Source organism: Methylobacter sp. S3L5C (genome assembly GCF_022788635.1).
In the GTDB taxonomy this organism is placed as follows: domain Bacteria; phylum Pseudomonadota; class Gammaproteobacteria; order Methylococcales; family Methylomonadaceae; genus Methylobacter_C.
The window spans coordinates 2,057,829-2,074,331 of sequence record NZ_CP076024.1 but is presented as its reverse complement, the minus strand read 5'-3'; the positions used below and the strand labels follow the sequence as shown (position 1 = coordinate 2,074,331).

The 16,503-nt window shown below is 41.5% G+C and carries 16 protein-coding genes and 1 tRNA gene; 15 read left to right on the top strand and 2 right to left on the bottom strand.

All coding sequences use genetic code 11. The features are described from left to right. Position 1 precedes the first annotated feature (1 nt). Positions 2–1,840 carry a biosynthetic arginine decarboxylase gene (gene speA / locus KKZ03_RS09365; RefSeq protein ID WP_243221222.1) on the bottom strand — a complete coding sequence of 613 codons (1,839 nt, stop codon included), beginning with the start codon at positions 1,838–1,840 and terminating at the stop codon, positions 2–4. Between the two features lie 85 nt (positions 1,841–1,925). Between speA and speE the strand changes: the two genes are divergently transcribed. The 3 genes from speE to KKZ03_RS09350 all read left to right on the top strand — a co-directional run bounded on the left by speE (position 1,926) and on the right by KKZ03_RS09350 (position 4,908). Next, positions 1,926–2,774: a polyamine aminopropyltransferase gene (speE, locus tag KKZ03_RS09360; protein WP_243221221.1), complete on the top strand. Its 849-nt coding sequence runs from the start codon at positions 1,926–1,928 to the stop codon at positions 2,772–2,774. A gap of 69 nt (positions 2,775–2,843) precedes the next feature. Continuing rightward, positions 2,844–3,104 (top strand): accessory factor UbiK family protein, encoded by a 261-nt coding sequence (locus KKZ03_RS09355; RefSeq protein ID WP_243221220.1) that lies wholly within the window; start codon positions 2,844–2,846, stop codon positions 3,102–3,104. Positions 3,105–3,399: 295 nt separating this feature from the next. Further along, the gene (locus KKZ03_RS09350; RefSeq protein ID WP_243221219.1) at positions 3,400–4,908 is read left to right on the top strand and encodes a YifB family Mg chelatase-like AAA ATPase; all 1,509 of its coding nucleotides are present in this window, start codon (positions 3,400–3,402) and stop codon (positions 4,906–4,908) included. Positions 4,909–4,976: 68 nt separating this feature from the next. On the opposite strand, the gene KKZ03_RS09345 is transcribed toward KKZ03_RS09350, so the two are convergent. Beyond that, the gene (locus KKZ03_RS09345; protein WP_243221218.1) at positions 4,977–5,378 is read right to left on the bottom strand and encodes a hypothetical protein; all 402 of its coding nucleotides are present in this window, start codon (positions 5,376–5,378) and stop codon (positions 4,977–4,979) included. Positions 5,379–6,066: 688 nt separating this feature from the next. Between KKZ03_RS09345 and KKZ03_RS09340 the strand changes: the two genes are divergently transcribed. The 12 genes from KKZ03_RS09340 (at position 6,067) to KKZ03_RS09285 (ending at position 16,439) form a co-directional block, all read left to right on the top strand. Beyond that, on the top strand, positions 6,067–6,819 hold the full coding sequence (locus KKZ03_RS09340; protein ID WP_243221217.1) for a PhoH family protein: 753 nt from the start codon (positions 6,067–6,069) through the stop codon (positions 6,817–6,819). Positions 6,820–7,246: 427 nt separating this feature from the next. After that, the gene (gene rep / locus KKZ03_RS09335; RefSeq protein ID WP_243221216.1) at positions 7,247–9,268 is read left to right on the top strand and encodes a DNA helicase Rep; all 2,022 of its coding nucleotides are present in this window, start codon (positions 7,247–7,249) and stop codon (positions 9,266–9,268) included. A 35-nt stretch (positions 9,269–9,303) separates the two neighbouring features. Next, positions 9,304–9,380: transfer RNA gene (locus tag KKZ03_RS09330), tRNA-Arg, on the top strand. Between the two features lie 276 nt (positions 9,381–9,656). Next, positions 9,657–10,379 (top strand): hypothetical protein, encoded by a 723-nt coding sequence (locus KKZ03_RS09325; protein ID WP_243221215.1) that lies wholly within the window; start codon positions 9,657–9,659, stop codon positions 10,377–10,379. Positions 10,380–10,455: 76 nt separating this feature from the next. Continuing rightward, positions 10,456–10,788 (top strand): hypothetical protein, encoded by a 333-nt coding sequence (locus tag KKZ03_RS09320; RefSeq protein WP_243221214.1) that lies wholly within the window; start codon positions 10,456–10,458, stop codon positions 10,786–10,788. Positions 10,789–10,812: 24 nt separating this feature from the next. Continuing rightward, entirely contained in the window at positions 10,813–11,193 is a 381-nt protein-coding gene (locus KKZ03_RS09315; protein ID WP_243221213.1) for a hypothetical protein, read from the top strand. Positions 11,194–11,222: 29 nt separating this feature from the next. Further along, positions 11,223–11,729 (top strand): hypothetical protein, encoded by a 507-nt coding sequence (locus KKZ03_RS09310; protein WP_243221212.1) that lies wholly within the window; start codon positions 11,223–11,225, stop codon positions 11,727–11,729. A 49-nt stretch (positions 11,730–11,778) separates the two neighbouring features. Next, positions 11,779–12,195 (top strand): hypothetical protein, encoded by a 417-nt coding sequence (locus KKZ03_RS09305; protein ID WP_243221211.1) that lies wholly within the window; start codon positions 11,779–11,781, stop codon positions 12,193–12,195. A 58-nt stretch (positions 12,196–12,253) separates the two neighbouring features. After that, positions 12,254–13,126 carry a DUF1186 domain-containing protein gene (locus KKZ03_RS09300; protein ID WP_243221210.1) on the top strand — a complete coding sequence of 291 codons (873 nt, stop codon included), beginning with the start codon at positions 12,254–12,256 and terminating at the stop codon, positions 13,124–13,126. A 76-nt stretch (positions 13,127–13,202) separates the two neighbouring features. Beyond that, the gene (locus KKZ03_RS09295) at positions 13,203–13,571 is read left to right on the top strand and encodes a DUF5522 domain-containing protein (protein ID WP_243221209.1); all 369 of its coding nucleotides are present in this window, start codon (positions 13,203–13,205) and stop codon (positions 13,569–13,571) included. A 133-nt stretch (positions 13,572–13,704) separates the two neighbouring features. After that, complete coding sequence (locus KKZ03_RS09290; protein ID WP_243221208.1) at positions 13,705–13,896, top strand: type II toxin-antitoxin system VapB family antitoxin; 192 nt, start codon at positions 13,705–13,707, stop codon at positions 13,894–13,896. Positions 13,897–14,234: 338 nt separating this feature from the next. Continuing rightward, positions 14,235–16,439: a TonB-dependent receptor domain-containing protein gene (locus KKZ03_RS09285; RefSeq protein ID WP_243221207.1), complete on the top strand. Its 2,205-nt coding sequence runs from the start codon at positions 14,235–14,237 to the stop codon at positions 16,437–16,439. The last annotated feature ends 64 nt before the right edge of the window (positions 16,440–16,503 follow it).

The following is a 16,503-nucleotide window of genomic DNA, read 5'->3' as shown; positions in this document are numbered from 1 at the left end:
ATTATTTTCCCAAATAGGTGTACGACGTCAAACCGGCAATGAGTTCTTGTTCGTAGTCTTGGCGTTGTTGCTCACTAAGATTACTTTTTGCCAGTTTGTCCCGATAGGCAGTTTTTAAATCTTCACTACTGATATGCACATAGTCCAGCAAATCACTGACATGCTCACCTTCCTGCAAGTCGTAAAAATGATAGCCGTTGTCATCCAGTTTAATATTAATGGAATGCGTATCACCAAATAAATTGTGCATGTCCCCTAATATTTCCTGATAAGCGCCGACCATAAAAAAGCCGATGAGATAAGGTTCATTGCTGTCAATGTCATGTAATGGCAGCGTATTTTCAAGATTTTGCCCATCAATATATTGATCAATACGGCCATCCGAATCACAGGTTAAATCCTGAATAACAGCGCGGCGCGTAGGCTGTTCATCAAGGCGATGAATAGGCATAATCGGGAAGATTTGATCAATCCCCCAAATATCAGGCATAGATTGAAACAATGAAAAATTGCAAAAAACCTTGTCGGCCAGCTTCTCGTTTAATTCCTCCAAAATAATAGCTTCGCTTTGGGTGTTGGGATTGAGCTGGCTTTTAATTTGCTGACATAAAAGAGCATAGTTATTCTCGGCTTTGGCAAGCTCGGTAATGCTTAATTTATCCTGCGTAAAACGGGCACGTGCTTCTGACAAGGCAAACTGCGCATCATGAAAATGCTCAACCAGATTATGCGCAACGGGTAATGCCAGTAATTCGGCTTTATTGGTATAAACCGATTCAATATCCGTGACATTGGTAATTAATACCGCATGATGAGCCGTCAATGCACGACCTGATTCGGTGATAATATCAGGTTGCGGCATTTGCTTTTCAGCACACAATTCTGCAAAACTCCGGACGATATTTTGGGCGTATTCATCCAGACTGTAATTAATTGACGACTCACGACGCGAACCACTGCCATCGTAATCAACGCCTAACCCACCACCTGCATCAACAATTTTTATCTGTGCACCCAAACGATGTAATTCAACATAAAACTGTCCGGCTTCTTTCAGGGCAATTTTAATATCATGGATATTGGCGATTTGCGAACCCATATGAAAATGCAGTAATTTCAAGCTGTCCAGTAAATCGGTTTGTTTCAGACGCTCAATGAGTTGAAGCACTTCATGGGCATGTAAGCCAAACTTGGATTTTTCGCCACCGCTGTTTTGCCATTTTCCGGCACTGATACTTGAAAGTCTAACTCTCACACCGAGTTGTGGCTTAATATTTAACTTGGCCGCTTCTTCGATAATCAGCTCAAGTTCCAGTGGTTTTTCAATGACCAGATAAAGATTCAAACCCATTTTTAGGCCAATAAGTGCCAGGCGAATATAGGCTCTATCTTTATAACCATTACAAACCACAACGCCCTTATTGGACAACGCCATAACGGCCAGTAATTCCGGTTTGCTGCCTGCTTCAAGGCCAATATTGTCAGCCGATAAAATACCTTCAACTACCTGACGCTGTTGGTTTACTTTGATGGGATAAACCGGCGTGTATTGCCCCTTATAATTGTTGGTGACACAAGCTTTTTGAAAAGCATCAGACAGCCGTTTGGCACGATCTTTTAAAATATCGGTAAAACGAACCAACACCGGCAATGACAAGTTTTTATCATTGAGCGACTGGGCGATTTCAAATAAATCCAGTGCAATAGCCTTATCCGAACTGGGTTTTACACAGACATGTCCGCTGGCGTTGATAGAAAAATAGCCGTCACCCCAATTATCTATTGCGTAGGTTTGTGCTGATTGCTCAGTTGACCAGGTTTTGCTCTGACTTAAATTCACTCAAATCTCCGTTTTATGCCTAAAGAGTCCCAAATTCTAATATAATGCGCACTTATTTATTTGTTTATTTTTCAGGAATCCCTACATGAACCCATCTGAATGGTTTACCGAGCAAGTCCCAGGGGCTGAATCGGCCTTCTCATTAAAAATTAAACAAAAATTACACGAAGAGCAATCCGAATTTCAACACCTTGAGATTTATGAAACCGAAACCTTCGGTAACTTAATGGTGATTGATGGCTGCACCATGGTATCAACCCGCGATAACTTTTTTTATCACGAAATGATGAGTCATCCCGCTTTATTCACGCATCCTGAACCAAAAAGAGTGTGGATTATCGGTGGCGGCGACTGCGGTACCTTGAGAGAAGTTTTGAAACACCCTTCAGTAGAGCACGCAGTACAGATTGATATTGATGAACGCGTTACCCGTCTGGCGGAAATTTATTTTCCTGAATTATGTGAATCCAATAATGACCCCAGAGCCGAGTTAAAATTTATCGACGGCATTAAATGGGTAAAAGATGCGGCACCTGATTCAGTTGATATTATCATTGTTGATAGCACCGACCCGATTGGGCCGGCTTTAGGCTTATTCAGCGAAGATTTTTACCGTGACTGCTTTAACTGTCTTTCAGAAAATGGCATGATCGTACAACAAAGCGAGTCAGCACTGTTCAACATGAAATTGATCGGCGAAATGCGCAATGCAATGAGTACCAGTGGTTTTGGCCATTTACAAACGTTGTTTTTTCCACAATGCCTGTATCCTTCCGGCTGGTGGAGTGCTACGATTGCCAGTAAAACTGATTTAACAAGCTTCAGGGAACAGGCTTCGGCAAACAAGCCTTTTGAAACGATTTATTATAATATCGATATACATAAAGCATCACTGGCACAACCTGAGTTTTTCAAAAAAGCGTTTGCTTTATAACTAAAATACAAGGTGTAACAATCATTGTTTACACCTTGTACCTTTTAATTTTTTGTATGAGTGTGACCCATGTTTGACCCTAAAGCTATTGATGATATTGCCAATCGTTTGGCTAGCGCCATTCCTCCCGGCCTGAACAACCTCAAAGAAGATCTGGAAAAAACTTTTAATGCCATTTTACAAGGTGCATTAGGTAAACTGGATTTGGTTACCCGAGAAGAATTTGAAGTACAAAAGATGGTTCTGGCAAAAACCCGCTCAAAACTGGAAGACCTCGAAAAACGTGTATCGGCAATGGAAAGCACTGTTCTTAACAAAGAAGAATTGTAAGGTTAAGTCACTCTTTGGCTTAACCATTTTCAGATAAATAATTTTTCTATCGACAGATACCATCCTTCAAGGGATGTTATCTGTATGAGTATACAGCGACGAGAACTGAAAATTTAATCTCTAAAAGTCTATAGTTACTGTTAAAGATTTTAGGTTGCGAGCGATGCGAATCAGCACCGGCAGCGTTACCAAAACATCGTGGGCGCGACCCGCTCCTACAATGCAATATTCATGATTGGAATGCCGGGGATTTTATAATGGCGCTACAAAAACATAACAACCATTCAAAAGTGCCATGGGCTTAGCTGTTATCTTTAGCCGGGGACGTTCAGGAATCGAAGCACCTCTGGTAATGGTTGAAGTTCATATTTCTAACGGCTTACCTGCGTTAAATATTGTCGGCTTGCCGGAAACTGCCGTCAAAGAGAGTAAAGACCGTGTTCGGGGTGCGTTATTAAATTCCCGCTTTGAATTTCCCGCCCAGCGCATTACCGTCAATCTGGCCCCTGCCGATTTACCGAAAGAAGGTGGTCGTTTTGATTTAGCCATTGCTTTAGGAATTTTAGCGGCGTCCGGCCAAATCCCCCAGGCTAATCTTAAGCAATATGAATGTATTGGCGAACTGTCCCTGGGTGGAGAATTACGCCCTGTCAAAGGCGTTCTTCCTATTGCCATACAAGCCAGAAATCACAAAAGAAAACTAATCCTGCCCAAAGAAAATACCGCCGAAGCTGCTCTGGTTAAAGGTATTGAAATTATCCCCGCATTACACTTGTTAGAAGTCTGTGCTCATCTCAGCGGACAGACACAAATACAACCCGAATTTCAACAAACCGAACCACCAGAACCTAAAGATGACCTGGATTTTGCGGATGTCCATGGCCAATATCATGTTAAAAGAGCTTTTGAAATTGCCGCCGCCGGTGCACATAATTTAATTATGCTTGGGCCTCCCGGCACCGGAAAATCCATGATTGCCGCACGATTGCCGACTATTTTACCGTTATTAACCGAACAACAAGCCCAAGAAACTGCCGCTATTGCTTCTATTAGCGATCAAGGTCTGGATGTTGCCAACTGGCTAAAACCGCCTTATCGCGCACCTCATCATACCGCCTCAGCGGCGGCTTTGGTCGGCGGCGGCAGTAATCCCAGGCCGGGCGAAATATCCCTCGCTCACAACGGGACGTTATTTCTTGATGAATTGCCTGAATTTGATCGTAGGGTATTGGAAGTTTTACGCGAACCCCTGGAGACAGGACATATCACTATTTCACGCGCAGCCCGGCAAGTTGATTTTCCGGCACGCTTTCAGTTAATTGCCGCAATGAACCCCTGTCCTTGCGGCTATTTGGGTGATGCCTCCGGGCGCTGTCATTGCTCCTCGGAACAAGTCATGCGGTATCGGGCAAGAGTATCTGGGCCGTTATTGGATCGCATTGATATGCACCTGGAAGTGCCGCGCATATCCCATGAAGTGTTGCGCAAAGGTACACCGGGCGGCGAGGAAAGCAGCGCGACCATCAGAGCACGTGTAGTCGCTGCACGCAACATGGCGGTAGCGCGTAGCGGCAAAGCGAATTCTGAATTAACCGCAAAAGAAGTTAAAAAGCTATGCGTACTATCCGAGCAAAGCCACCAACTTTTAGAGCAAGCTATGGACAAATTTGGTTTGTCACACCGAGCTTATCATCGGATCTTAAAATTGGCGCGGACTATTGCTGATTTGGCCAACTCAGAACACATAGAAATCAAGCATTTGAGTGAAGCGATTAGCTATCGCAAGCTGGATCGTAGCGTGTAGAGGGTATCAGCAAAGCCTCATACACCTGATAGGGCCAAGGGTACGCAATGCGTACCCTACACATCCAATTATTTGATTTTAACCAATTCCTTGCCATCGGTAGAGAAGCGACAGATACCCGGAGCAAAGTTGTCGCAATCCTTGGATTGCTCAACTATCGCGCCAGTCGGAGTAAGATTAACTTTCAGCTCGCAATAAGTCGCTTCGACTACCGAACGTTGCTTCATAAGCAATTGATTTTCACTAACCAGTGTGGCTTGACCTGAAACTTCTCCAGTGCAAGGTTTAGCGTCTACTTCGCTGGCATTCGGCTCAAAATTAACGTCGGCACTGACCGTAATATCATCTTTAAGGGTGGTGATTTTTAAATGTTGAACATGATTTCCATCGCGTAGCACATAGTGATCAGTCGCCGCCAAGGCACTGCCCGAAACCAGTAGCGCGGCAGTCAAAAACAAACTTTTTCTCATGATATTTCTCCTTTATTTAGTAGATTTTATTGATCAATTGGGTAGGCAAACAAGACAAGATTTAATACTTATTTTTAATTTGACTCAACATGATTAAGATCTATTTTACCTTACTGCACGTCTTTACGAAAAGACTATAAAAATAGCACCATCCATAAATCCGTTAAACGGCAACCTGCTTTTGCCATTTAACGCCTTCCGTTTGATTTTTCGTCGTACTTCTTTGAAAAAGAAACATGTTAAAGAATCACCTTCCACAGCGATTTACCGGTAATTAAAATTTAGCCAAACCGTCATGACCCTGTCATAAGTTACTTCAATAATAAAGCCTGATTTTGCAGATTCAAGGATTGTTATTATGTTGAATGAACATCAAAAATCTTGCCGTAATTTTATCAACGTTAAACCCTACGACCCTATCAAACTTGCCACAATTAGCACATGGCATTCATCCCCGTGATTTGCTGTCGAATCAGACTATGGTCGGGAGTCCAACCGATCACTCCAGCCAAAGCTGACGCCCGGCTCACGCAGATAATTTATCCGCAAATTAACCCGTCTCAAAGCAAAAAAAATCACCACAAACCAAGAAATATCTATACTTTAATTAAGTTAAGTTCAAATAGTTCTAAAGTATGCCGACAAAAAATACTGACCGATTGTTAATGTAATAACTGGGAGTGAGTGCATGTCCAAAAAAGCTGCAATGAAAACATCTGAAAGAGAAATGAGTTATCGCAGAAGAGATAATCGAAAAATCACCAAAAATGATGATTTTGAGCTACTTGATATAGTTGATCTTGTCATAGAAAGAAGAGTTTTAGAACCTGTACAGGCACTTACAAAAGCGCAAGGATCTTATATAAAGGCAATTTTGGATAACATAATAACCTTTGGCATAGGGCCCGCCGGCACAGGAAAAAGCTACGTCGCAGCCGGATTGGCTGCCGACATGCTAAGAGAAAAAAAGATTGACCGCATTATACTTACCAGGCCTGGTGTTGAGGCAGGCGAAAAATTTGGTTTTATCCCGGGAGAACTGGAAGAAAAATACGCACCATACATTGAGCCCTTTCGAGACATACTTAACGAAAGACTGGGGCGGTCACAAGTAGACTATCTGATAAAGCACAAACGTATATGTGCCATGCCTTTGGCCTTTATGCGCGGACGTACTTTTAAAAATTGCTGGGCAATTTTGGACGAGGCACAAAATACCACGCCAGGCCAAATGAAGCTGTTCTTAACGCGTATTGGGGATAACTGTAAAGTTATCATTGATGGTGATTTGGAACAGAAAGATATTCCTTCTCAATCAGGGCTTGCCGATGCCGTTAACCGGCTTAAACATACCAAAAAAGTAGGCATAGTAGAATTTACGGTTGAAGATATCGTTCGCTCAGGCATTGTTAAAGAAATTATCAGAGCCTATTCAAATTGATTGATATTACTTTAAAAATTAAAAATGATTAAGGCTAAATTATAAGTCTTTAATCACTTCAAAAATACAAAACAGGCATCCCTAAAAAAGAACCTGATTACCAAAAAACCTCAGCCAGTAAGTGCCTGGATACACCGGCATAACTGGCTGAAATAGCTTGTTAATCAGCAATCAGAATGGCTGTAACCCAGCATAGTCATTTTATCAAGAACGCCATAAAATAAAGACCGGATAGACCCTTGATAAAAGTAGATCCTATAAACTGACGATTAAAAACAGGTATAATAACAAAGATATATCCTAATATTTTCGCCGGAATTTTTTCTGTCTTATCAAGGCAACGGGATTGAAAAATTATAAACAGCCTTATCCAACAACTGTAATACCACTATAGGGTTAAACCACTTAATCCTGACTTTCTATCCCAATGACCAAACTAAATCCCCAACAACAAGCCGCTGTTAAAGCGATAGATCACCCTTTATTAGTCCTTGCCGGTGCGGGGAGTGGTAAAACGCGGGTGATTACCGAAAAAATCGCTTATCTGGTTAAGCAAGGCTTACCTGCACGGCATATTGCAGCGGTAACTTTTACCAACAAAGCGGCACGGGAAATGAAAAGTCGGGTTTCAAAACTACTCGATGACACCCAGATTCGGGGCTTACGGGTTTCTACGTTTCATTCATTAGGGTTGGATATCTTACGAAAAGAACATAAAGTGTTGGCTTATAAAGCGGCGATTACGCTGTTTGATGAACAAGACAAACAAACCCTGCTAAAAAACCTGATCAATCATGGCGCAAAAGATTGTGATATCGATAATCTTGATACTTATGCCCATCTAATCGGTCAATGGAAAAATGCCTTTGTAACCCCGGAACAGGCACTAGCCACAGTAAATCGCGATCAATATTCGGCAGCCGGACTTTACAACGAATATACCCGCAGTTTAAAAGCCTATAATGCCGTCGATTTTGACGACTTGATTTTGTTGCCGGTATTGCTGTTTCAGCAGCACCCCGCCGTGTTGGAAAAATGGCAAAATAAAATCCGTTATTTGCTGGTGGATGAATATCAGGATACCAATATCACCCAATACCAGTTGGTAAAATTAATCGCTGGAACACTGGGACGCTTTACTGTTGTAGGTGATGATGATCAGTCGATTTATGCATGGCGTGGAGCGCAACCGGAAAATCTGGCGCAATTACAAAAAGACTTTACCCGCCTGCAAGTGATCAAGCTGGAACAAAATTACCGCTCAACAGGACGCATACTCAAGGTGGCCAATCATCTGATTGCCAATAATCCTCATGCTTTTGAAAAAAAACTCTGGAGTGAATTGGGTTACGGTGATTCACTGCGTGTTTTAAGTCATAAAAATGACCAGGATGAAGCCAAACAAGTCATCTCGGAAATTGTTCATCATAAATTTAAAACCGGTGGTAGCTATCAAGATTATGCGATTTTATACCGAGGCAATCATCAATCCCGATTATTTGAACAAGGTCTGAGGGAAAACAACGTGCCTTATCTGATTAGTGGTAGCTCGTCATTTTTTGCCAATCCGGAAATCAAAGACATACTGGCTTACCTGCGTTTATTTGTTAACCAGGATGATGATGCCGCTTACTTACGCATCATCAACACACCCCGGCGCGAAATCGGCCCGACGACTATGGAAAAACTCGGCACTTATGCCAATGACCGACATATCGGTTTATTTGCGGCCAGCACCGAACTGGGCTTAACCCAAAAACTCTCAGAGAAAGCCATCCAGCGGTTGCAAAAATTCCACAGCTGGGTTATTGATACGGCAGATCGTATTGACAAGGGCGACACCTTTGCCGTGATCGAACAGGTGATTAATCAAATCGGTTATGAGCAATTTTTAAGAGAAGACAGTAAAAGCAAAGAGTCCGCTGATCGTAAAATTAAAAATGTCCACGAGCTGGTCGAATGGCTTAAGCGCATCGCCGACAAGGATTCCCAAGCAGAGCATGGCAACAAGAACAATAAATCCCTGGCTGAGATTGTCGCCAAGATTATGTTGATGGATATTATGGAACGTAATCAGGAAGCAGAAGTGAGCGATCAGGTGAGCTTAATGACCCTGCATGCCGCCAAAGGCCTGGAATTTCCGCATGTTTTTCTGATTGGCATAGAAGAAAATATCCTGCCTCATCAAAACAGCATTGAAACCGATAATATAGAAGAAGAGCGCCGTCTGGCTTACGTAGGTATCACCCGCGCCCAGCGTACCTGCACTTTTAGTTACTGTACACATCGTAAACGTTATGGCGAAATCACTGAATGTGAACCCAGCCGGTTTCTAAATGAATTGCCGGCCGATGATCTTGAATGGATTAATAAAAAACAGCTAACCCCCGAAGTTATCAAGGAACGCGGCAAAGCCAATCTGGCCAACTTAAAAACAATGTTATCGTAATCACCTTGCTGATCAGTTACAATGCTTGGTCTTAAGCGCCCTTAGCTCAGCTGGATAGAGTACAGCCCTCCGAAGGCTGTGGTCGGTGGTTCGAATCCACTAGGGCGCACCACAAATTAAGTAATAAAAATAAGCGCTTACTTATCACAGACTGCGCTTTTTTTATGCCTGCTGAAAAATCACTTTCTTGATTTTGACGGTTTAATTTTTTCACACTGCCCTCCTGGTCAATATTGATTCAGGATTCGTGGGCTCACACAACAACTCAACACACTTAGTTGATCTCTGACTATTTAAGTCGACATAAATAATTAAAAGGTACGGCTTTCCGTCGGAACATTCTGCCAAGCATGATAACTAATGAGCCCTTAACTACTTACTTCTTATTATGAAATTCAACGATACTGGCACCCTAACAAATTGGCAATTGGATGATATTAATATTGTCGAGCCACTGCATAGTAAAGAAAATGGTAGTTCCCGTGGCGGAGTATTCCTTTGTATACCCAATTTTGAGGCGCTATCTCCGCCATTTAGCATTAAACACGGCGAATATAGAACAACTCCTTGCGATAATAAGTTGCCACACACAAAAAACCTTTCAGCTCCTGCCGAAAATAACTGGGGTAATATTGATGTTATTACCGATTGGGAAGAAATCGAAGCAATAAATAGTAAAACGCTTAAAGTAACCACAACCATCCGCGCATTATCAGACACGGCTTGGGTTCGGCCAGGGTTTCACCCCTACTTTTCGGTCACGCAAAACAGTTTTATTAATATTGGGGCCACTCGGATAGACACAGCATCACTACCACACGACAGTATGCAAAAATATAAAGCAGCGTCGTTATCCGAAGAAGTCAAACTTACAACAGCCAATTACACCGTATCAATTAATTGCAACCTATCGCCGATAACTGAAAATCTCTCTATTGTGTTTGTTATCTGGAGTGATAAAAAACAGCAGTATGTCTGTATAGAGCCAGTTATCGGGAATCAACCGGCCCAAGACGGCTTGCCGAAACCATTAACACTTGTTAAGAACGAAGAACTGGTCATGGTGTTTACGATATGCGCGACAAGAACAGGTTTTGTGGATATATTATGATTAAATCCGTGTTATCTTGCCAAAAAAACAGGCATTAAGTTTTGTTGGAATGAAACAAATCAAGGAATTTAGTAAGATGAAATTAAAAGAAAAAGAGGTTGAAGTAGGGTACTTGTATTTAACCGGTGCCAATCAGTATCGTGCAGTGCTGGCGATGAAAGGTGAATTTATGATTTATGCGCCCGGTTTGGAAGGAAATGCACCATTAAATCTGACTCCCACAAAAATGCCGTTTGAAAACCAGCCATTCAAGAAGTGCCAAATCGTTACCTTTGCCAAAAAGGATTATCAAGCATTTGACTTTAATGGCACTGAAGCTATCAAACATAAATTGAATGAATTACAGTTGGCAGAAGTAACTGCGCAGTGCAATGCCAAGTCAGCTATTGCTACTCTGTTGGCAGAATAAAACCTATTAATCAATCTTAAGACCATGAAAACAACAGCAAAAGACCTAAAAATAGTATTAAAAAATGCTTTGCTCAATGACGGAAAAATGGAACAGGATCTATATGAATATGAGTTTGAAGAGTTATTGGACGAATTATTAGCAACCCTGATTAAAGATAAAGATGACTTCGTCTTTGCAATCACCACGCATAAAAATGATATAACGGACAAAGAGGATACGGCAATGGTTTTAATTGACGCATCAGGTAAAGCACATATCAATGAGTTGGCGAGGGATAAACTAAAGGAAGTGTGGGAAGGTGATTATGAGCGCAGGATGACAAAATTAATCCCGGACTTTGCCAAACAATTATATAAAGGCGATATTCCAATCAGTGGCATTAAAACTGTCTTGTCTGCTTAATTATAACAATGTTAAAAGGTAAATAACCAATGAACACGGAAGCAGAGTTAATAAACTCTTTAGACGAAGCTCAAGGCAAAAATCCTCTTGAATTTCCATTTGGATTTTATATTGAAGACGATCACCAGCAGAGTGCGGGTGGCAGTTTCTTTTGGTATAAGACTGAAAAAGAGATGCAACAAGCGATAAAGAATGATTTCATCAATGCGCTTTTTGATGGTGCCAGCGATGATATAGCAGCTGTCAAAACAGAAATTGCCAGCCTCATTGAACAATCGACACCCAATGTTGAGGGTGATGATTTGCTGAATAGTCTGAATTTGGTTTTAAGAGAAATTGAATTACGACTTCAGTTTATGGGCTCTTTTGACGACCTCTGTAAAAGCAAAAATGAATGGGCTAAGTATTTCCGAGAGTCCTACCGTGAAGAGTGTCTTGACGATATAGAGGATATTTCTTCAAAAAAACTACAAAGCTCAATCAAGAAAACCGAGCAAGATGATTTTGCAGATTTTGTCTCTGATTATTTAATTTAGTGCCATGAACAAAATCTTGTTAATGCTCCTGTTACTCCCGTTAACATCAATGGCTTCCAATAAACCATGTTCAGGCAAAAAAGGCGCAATATCGCCTTGTGAAGATACTCAAGGGGTCGCCGGGCAATCTTCTGAGTATCAAAAGCTATTGGAACTTGCCGAACAGAATGCTACCAGCATAAAAGCACAATCAGATAAGAACGTTACGGTAATAAAAGCGCAGTCGGATAAAAACGTGACTGCAATTCAGGCGCAGTCAGAAAAGAATGCGACATCAATAAAAGCTCAGTACAAACAAGACCCTGCAAAAATCAAAACTCAACTCGACCTAAACAGGTTAAGTACCCAAGAACAATTAGATCGTAATGCAGCGATTACTAAAGAACAACTTGAGCGCAATGCGGTAAGCACCCAATTACAGTTAAAAAAAAATACGGCAAGTGCCCATGTAAATGTACAGAAATAATCAGATCAAACATTGAATTTCTTTATCGCTAATCACCACGTAAAATAAACCCCATCATATGTTGACCATAGAACAAATAATTGCAAAATTAAACACAGATAATGATTCCATTTTTCCACGGGAAGCGTTGGAAGATGCTATTTTGCAACAGAGTGCGATCACTCCTTCGCTTTTAAGTATTATTGATGAAATTGCTGGTAACCCTCAATTTGTTGAAGATACGCCTGCTTTTATGTATGCACTCTATCTTCTTGCGCAATTTAGGGAAAAGAGAGCTTACCCAATCATTGTGCAATATTTTGGCCAGCTTGGACATGAAGATGAGGCATTATATCCAACAGGAGATATGGTTACAGAGGACTTGAATAGTATTTTGGCTTCAGTTTGCAATAGTGATCTTGGCTTAATAAAGCAACTAATCGAAGATCAAGACGTTAATGAATATGTTCGTAGTGCTGCATTAGGTTCTTTGGTGATTCTCTATAATAATGATCAGATTTCACGAGGGGACTTGGTCAGTTATATTGAAACGCTACTTGATCATTGTCTTGAGCAGAAAGAAGATGCTTTTTTTGTCGCTAGTGTGGTGTGTAATTCCTGCGACATACATCCCGAAGAGCTCTATGATCAACTTGTTACTTGCTTTGACCAAGAGCTTGTAGACGAGGATATTATTAACAAAGAGTATCTTGATAGGTACCTTGAAATTGACAAAGACAAAGCCTTGACTAGATTAAAAGAAAATCGTCAATGCCGGTTAATAAACGATGTCATCACTGAAATGGAATGGTGGGCTTGTTTTCACCCGGATGCTAATTTAAAGCAAGATCTTGCGCCAGGATTTGAATATGCCAACCAGTCAAAAGTCGGTAGAAATGATCCGTGTCCGTGCGGCAGTGGTAAAAAGTATAAAAAATGTTGCCTGTATTAATTTATCATCCTTGTAAAAAGTTGTTGGGTTGCACAGCTTTTACAAATATCTGCTCAATACGTCTAAGGTCCGGTTCTTGAAAATTGAAGTAAGCCCACAAAATAAACTCTGCTCAACATGTGGCACTATTTTAATCTGTGGCGTTACTCAAACTGGAAAATCATGTTGGTGCGCAGCCTATCCAGCCATTATGGCCGTTGATTCTCAGCAGGATTGCCTTTGTGAAAATTGCTTAAGCAAAGCTATACAAGGAAAAATTATTGAGTTCATTAATAGATTAAGTCTGCAAGATGCAATTGCTGCAGCGCATAAGTATCGTGGCGATGGTAACTTAATCCAAGGTATTGACTATTTAAATGAGAACAATAAGATGGTCTTTACAAAATGGTATCACTTAAAACGTGGCTCATGCTGTGAGAATGCTTGTAAAAACTGCCCTTATTGAATAATTCTATCTGGTTGTAACAAAAATCAAATATTGTTTATGGCACGATAACCCACTAAGCCTTTTAAGTAGCCCCCCATAATCCAGTGCAATCAGATAACTTTAATTCATTACTTGATAGAGGATACTTAACATGACTACAAATCTTGCTATTAATGATGATTTAATTAATGAAGCGTTAACCCTGGCACACTTTAAAACCAAAGAAGATACGGTTATTAATGCGTTCAAAGAATTTATTAATCGCCGTAAGCAATTGGAGATTGTAAATTTATTTGGTCAATTTGATCCCGATCCGGATTATAAGCTGGGGCGACATTCTTGAAAGTATTGGTTGATACCTGCATCTGGTCACATGCACTCAGGTCAAAGAAACCGGAGTTTAAGGAGCAGGTAAAGAGCCTGGAAATTTTAATAGTAGATCAACGCGTGTTGATTATTGGGCTATTCGCCAAGAAATATTGTCAGGCTATAGTGATCTGAACAAGTTTGAGACCTTAAAAGCTTGGTCATTTGATATCTTTCCGCATGTTAATGCGTCTGCATTTTTCAGCTAAAATGCCATTATTAAACATTAGGGAATTTTTCCTATAGGAGTCCTTACCCCCCTACACCTAAAATAGTTCTTGATGTTTTTAAGCTATTTTTAAGGTTAGTAAAATAATGCCCCCATTCCCTAAAGCCAAAGCTGTTGAAGGCAGGCCTATTTCCATTGCTTCAGATGAGCCCCCTTCCTGGTTTCGCCCCGGTATAATGACCGTCACTATTATGACGGCAATAAATATCCCTATCGCTACAGCCGCCTCAATTGACAACAGCCCTCCTGTTATAGAATTACCCAGCTTTGAAATTATCGGACAGGCACCAGCCCAATTAAAAGATATTCCTGCCGCCGCCTTTGTTATTGATAAAACCACACTTGATCGTCAAGGCCCTTTATCGACCAAAGATGCATTACGTACTGAGCCCGGCATCTATATTGTCGACGAAGATGTATTGGGCCGGCGTTTTAATATGGGTATTCGGGGCCTGGATCCCAGACGCTCTTCACGCACGCAACTATTGGAAGACGGCGTGCCGATACAATTAGCGCCTTATGGCGACCCCAGCAATCACTATATTCCAACCAATAACCGCATTGACCATATCGAAGTATTGAAAGGCTCGGGGCAAATCATGTATGGGCCGCAAACGATAGGCGGCGTCGTCAACTTTGTCAGTGCCGAAATACCCAAGGAGTTTGGTGGTTCGGTTTCCGCTGCAGGCGGCAATAATGGTTATTACGACACGCAACTGAGATTAGGTGGTACGGTTGATAATGTCGGTTTGTCTCTTGATTATATTCGTCAGGAAGCCGATGGAAATCGTAGCGGGCAACACCAAACCGTGGATGATTTGGCGCTAAAAAGTTTGATTAAGTTTAATGACCGACACCGGTTAATGCTGAAAGGAACTTTAACACATGAAGATGCCCGGGTAGGTGAATCCGGATTGACCAGTGAAATGTATCGAAAAAACCCTCGCACCAATTTATTACGCAAAGACCAATTTCAGGTGCAGCGTTATGCAGGGCAAGCGTTGTATGAATTTGATATGTCCGATACCATTCATTTCAGCACCAATATTTATGGCAATCATATGTTCCGTGAATCGGTTCGTCAGGCTAACGATTCTTCCTCATTAAATAACTGCTCGGTTAGCAGTGAAGCGGATTTTAGCCAGGCTAGCAACTGCGGCAATGAGCAGCGACCCAGAACTTATAATGTCTTTGGTATTGAGCCAAAACTGGTTTTTATGCATCATTTATTTGGTGTTAAAAATGAAACTACCACCGGTATTCGTGGGCATTTTGAATGGGCCGATAGAGAGCGCTATGTGGGTAATGCCGGTCCTACCGATACAACCCAAGGCACCGGAGATAACAATAACGGGCGTAACCGCCATCAAAATAACTCATTAAATACCGAGGCTTTATCATTCTACGGTCAAAACCGTTTTTTCCTGGGCGACTTCACATTGACTCCCGGTATTCGTCTTGAACATTATTATCAGGACAATATTAATCATATCGATGGTGCATCAGAAAGTTCAGTGCATACGGAAGCTTTACCCGGCGTTGGTGTAACCTATAACGGCATCAATAATGTCACCTTGTTTACTGGTGTTCATCGGGGGTTTGCTCCTGCGCGGATTGATGATGTAATGAATCCCTCCACTAATGTACTTGGCCAGGTAAAACCCGAATTAAGCATTAACTATGAAGCAGGCATAAGAACCACACCAACGCCTGGATTGAGTACCGAATTGACTTACTTTAGGATTAATTTAGAAAATCAAATTGTTAATGAAACCTTGATTGATGATGATATGTGGGTTAATGCAGGGAAAAGCGTTCATCAAGGCATGGAATCAGGACTACGACTGGATTCAGATCGGCTGTTCGGCACCGCGTATAACTATTATTTAACTACCGCTTATACCTATATCGATGCCTATTTCGACAGTGACGTTCCCAATGCCGACATTGTCGAGGGCAATCGCCTGCCCTATGCACCCGAGCATTTAATTAACGCCAATATTGGTATGGAAACGCCGTGGGGTCTGGATATCCGCTTTGGTCTGCAAAGCGTCAGTCAACAGTTTGGCGATAAGGAAAATACCCTGGTAGAAGATCGTACCGGTCGAGAAGGCGTCATTCCGGGCTATACCACTTTTAATGTTTCTGCCAACTACCAAGTGGTCAAAAACGTAAAGGTCTATATGAACGGTTACAATTTAGGCAACAAAACCTATATAGCCAGTCGTATTAACGGCATCCAACCGGGACAGGGTTTTCAAATGATGGGCGGAGTTAAATGGACTTTTTAATCGCTATCTGCTAATAATTATTTTTTTAAATCAAACAGATGCCACAGATTCACAGATTCACAGA

Coding starts and splice junctions, on each gene's coding strand:
- KKZ03_RS09315 (WP_243221213.1), top strand. CDS start 10,813: ATGAAAACAACAGCAAAAGACCTAAAAATAGTATTAAAAAATGCTTTG.
- KKZ03_RS09305 (WP_243221211.1), top strand. CDS start 11,779: ATGGCTTCCAATAAACCATGTTCAGGCAAAAAAGGCGCAATATCGCCT.
- KKZ03_RS09355 (WP_243221220.1), top strand. CDS start 2,844: ATGTTTGACCCTAAAGCTATTGATGATATTGCCAATCGTTTGGCTAGC.
- KKZ03_RS09320 (WP_243221214.1), top strand. CDS start 10,456: ATGAAATTAAAAGAAAAAGAGGTTGAAGTAGGGTACTTGTATTTAACC.
- KKZ03_RS09345 (WP_243221218.1), bottom strand. CDS start 5,378: ATGAGAAAAAGTTTGTTTTTGACTGCCGCGCTACTGGTTTCGGGCAGT.
- KKZ03_RS09340 (WP_243221217.1), top strand. CDS start 6,067: ATGTCCAAAAAAGCTGCAATGAAAACATCTGAAAGAGAAATGAGTTAT.
- KKZ03_RS09350 (WP_243221219.1), top strand. CDS start 3,400: ATGGGCTTAGCTGTTATCTTTAGCCGGGGACGTTCAGGAATCGAAGCA.
- KKZ03_RS09285 (WP_243221207.1), top strand. CDS start 14,235: ATGCCCCCATTCCCTAAAGCCAAAGCTGTTGAAGGCAGGCCTATTTCC.
- KKZ03_RS09290 (WP_243221208.1), top strand. CDS start 13,705: ATGACTACAAATCTTGCTATTAATGATGATTTAATTAATGAAGCGTTA.
- speE (WP_243221221.1), top strand. CDS start 1,926: ATGAACCCATCTGAATGGTTTACCGAGCAAGTCCCAGGGGCTGAATCG.
- KKZ03_RS09300 (WP_243221210.1), top strand. CDS start 12,254: ATGTTGACCATAGAACAAATAATTGCAAAATTAAACACAGATAATGAT.
- rep (WP_243221216.1), top strand. CDS start 7,247: ATGACCAAACTAAATCCCCAACAACAAGCCGCTGTTAAAGCGATAGAT.
- KKZ03_RS09325 (WP_243221215.1), top strand. CDS start 9,657: ATGAAATTCAACGATACTGGCACCCTAACAAATTGGCAATTGGATGAT.
- KKZ03_RS09310 (WP_243221212.1), top strand. CDS start 11,223: ATGAACACGGAAGCAGAGTTAATAAACTCTTTAGACGAAGCTCAAGGC.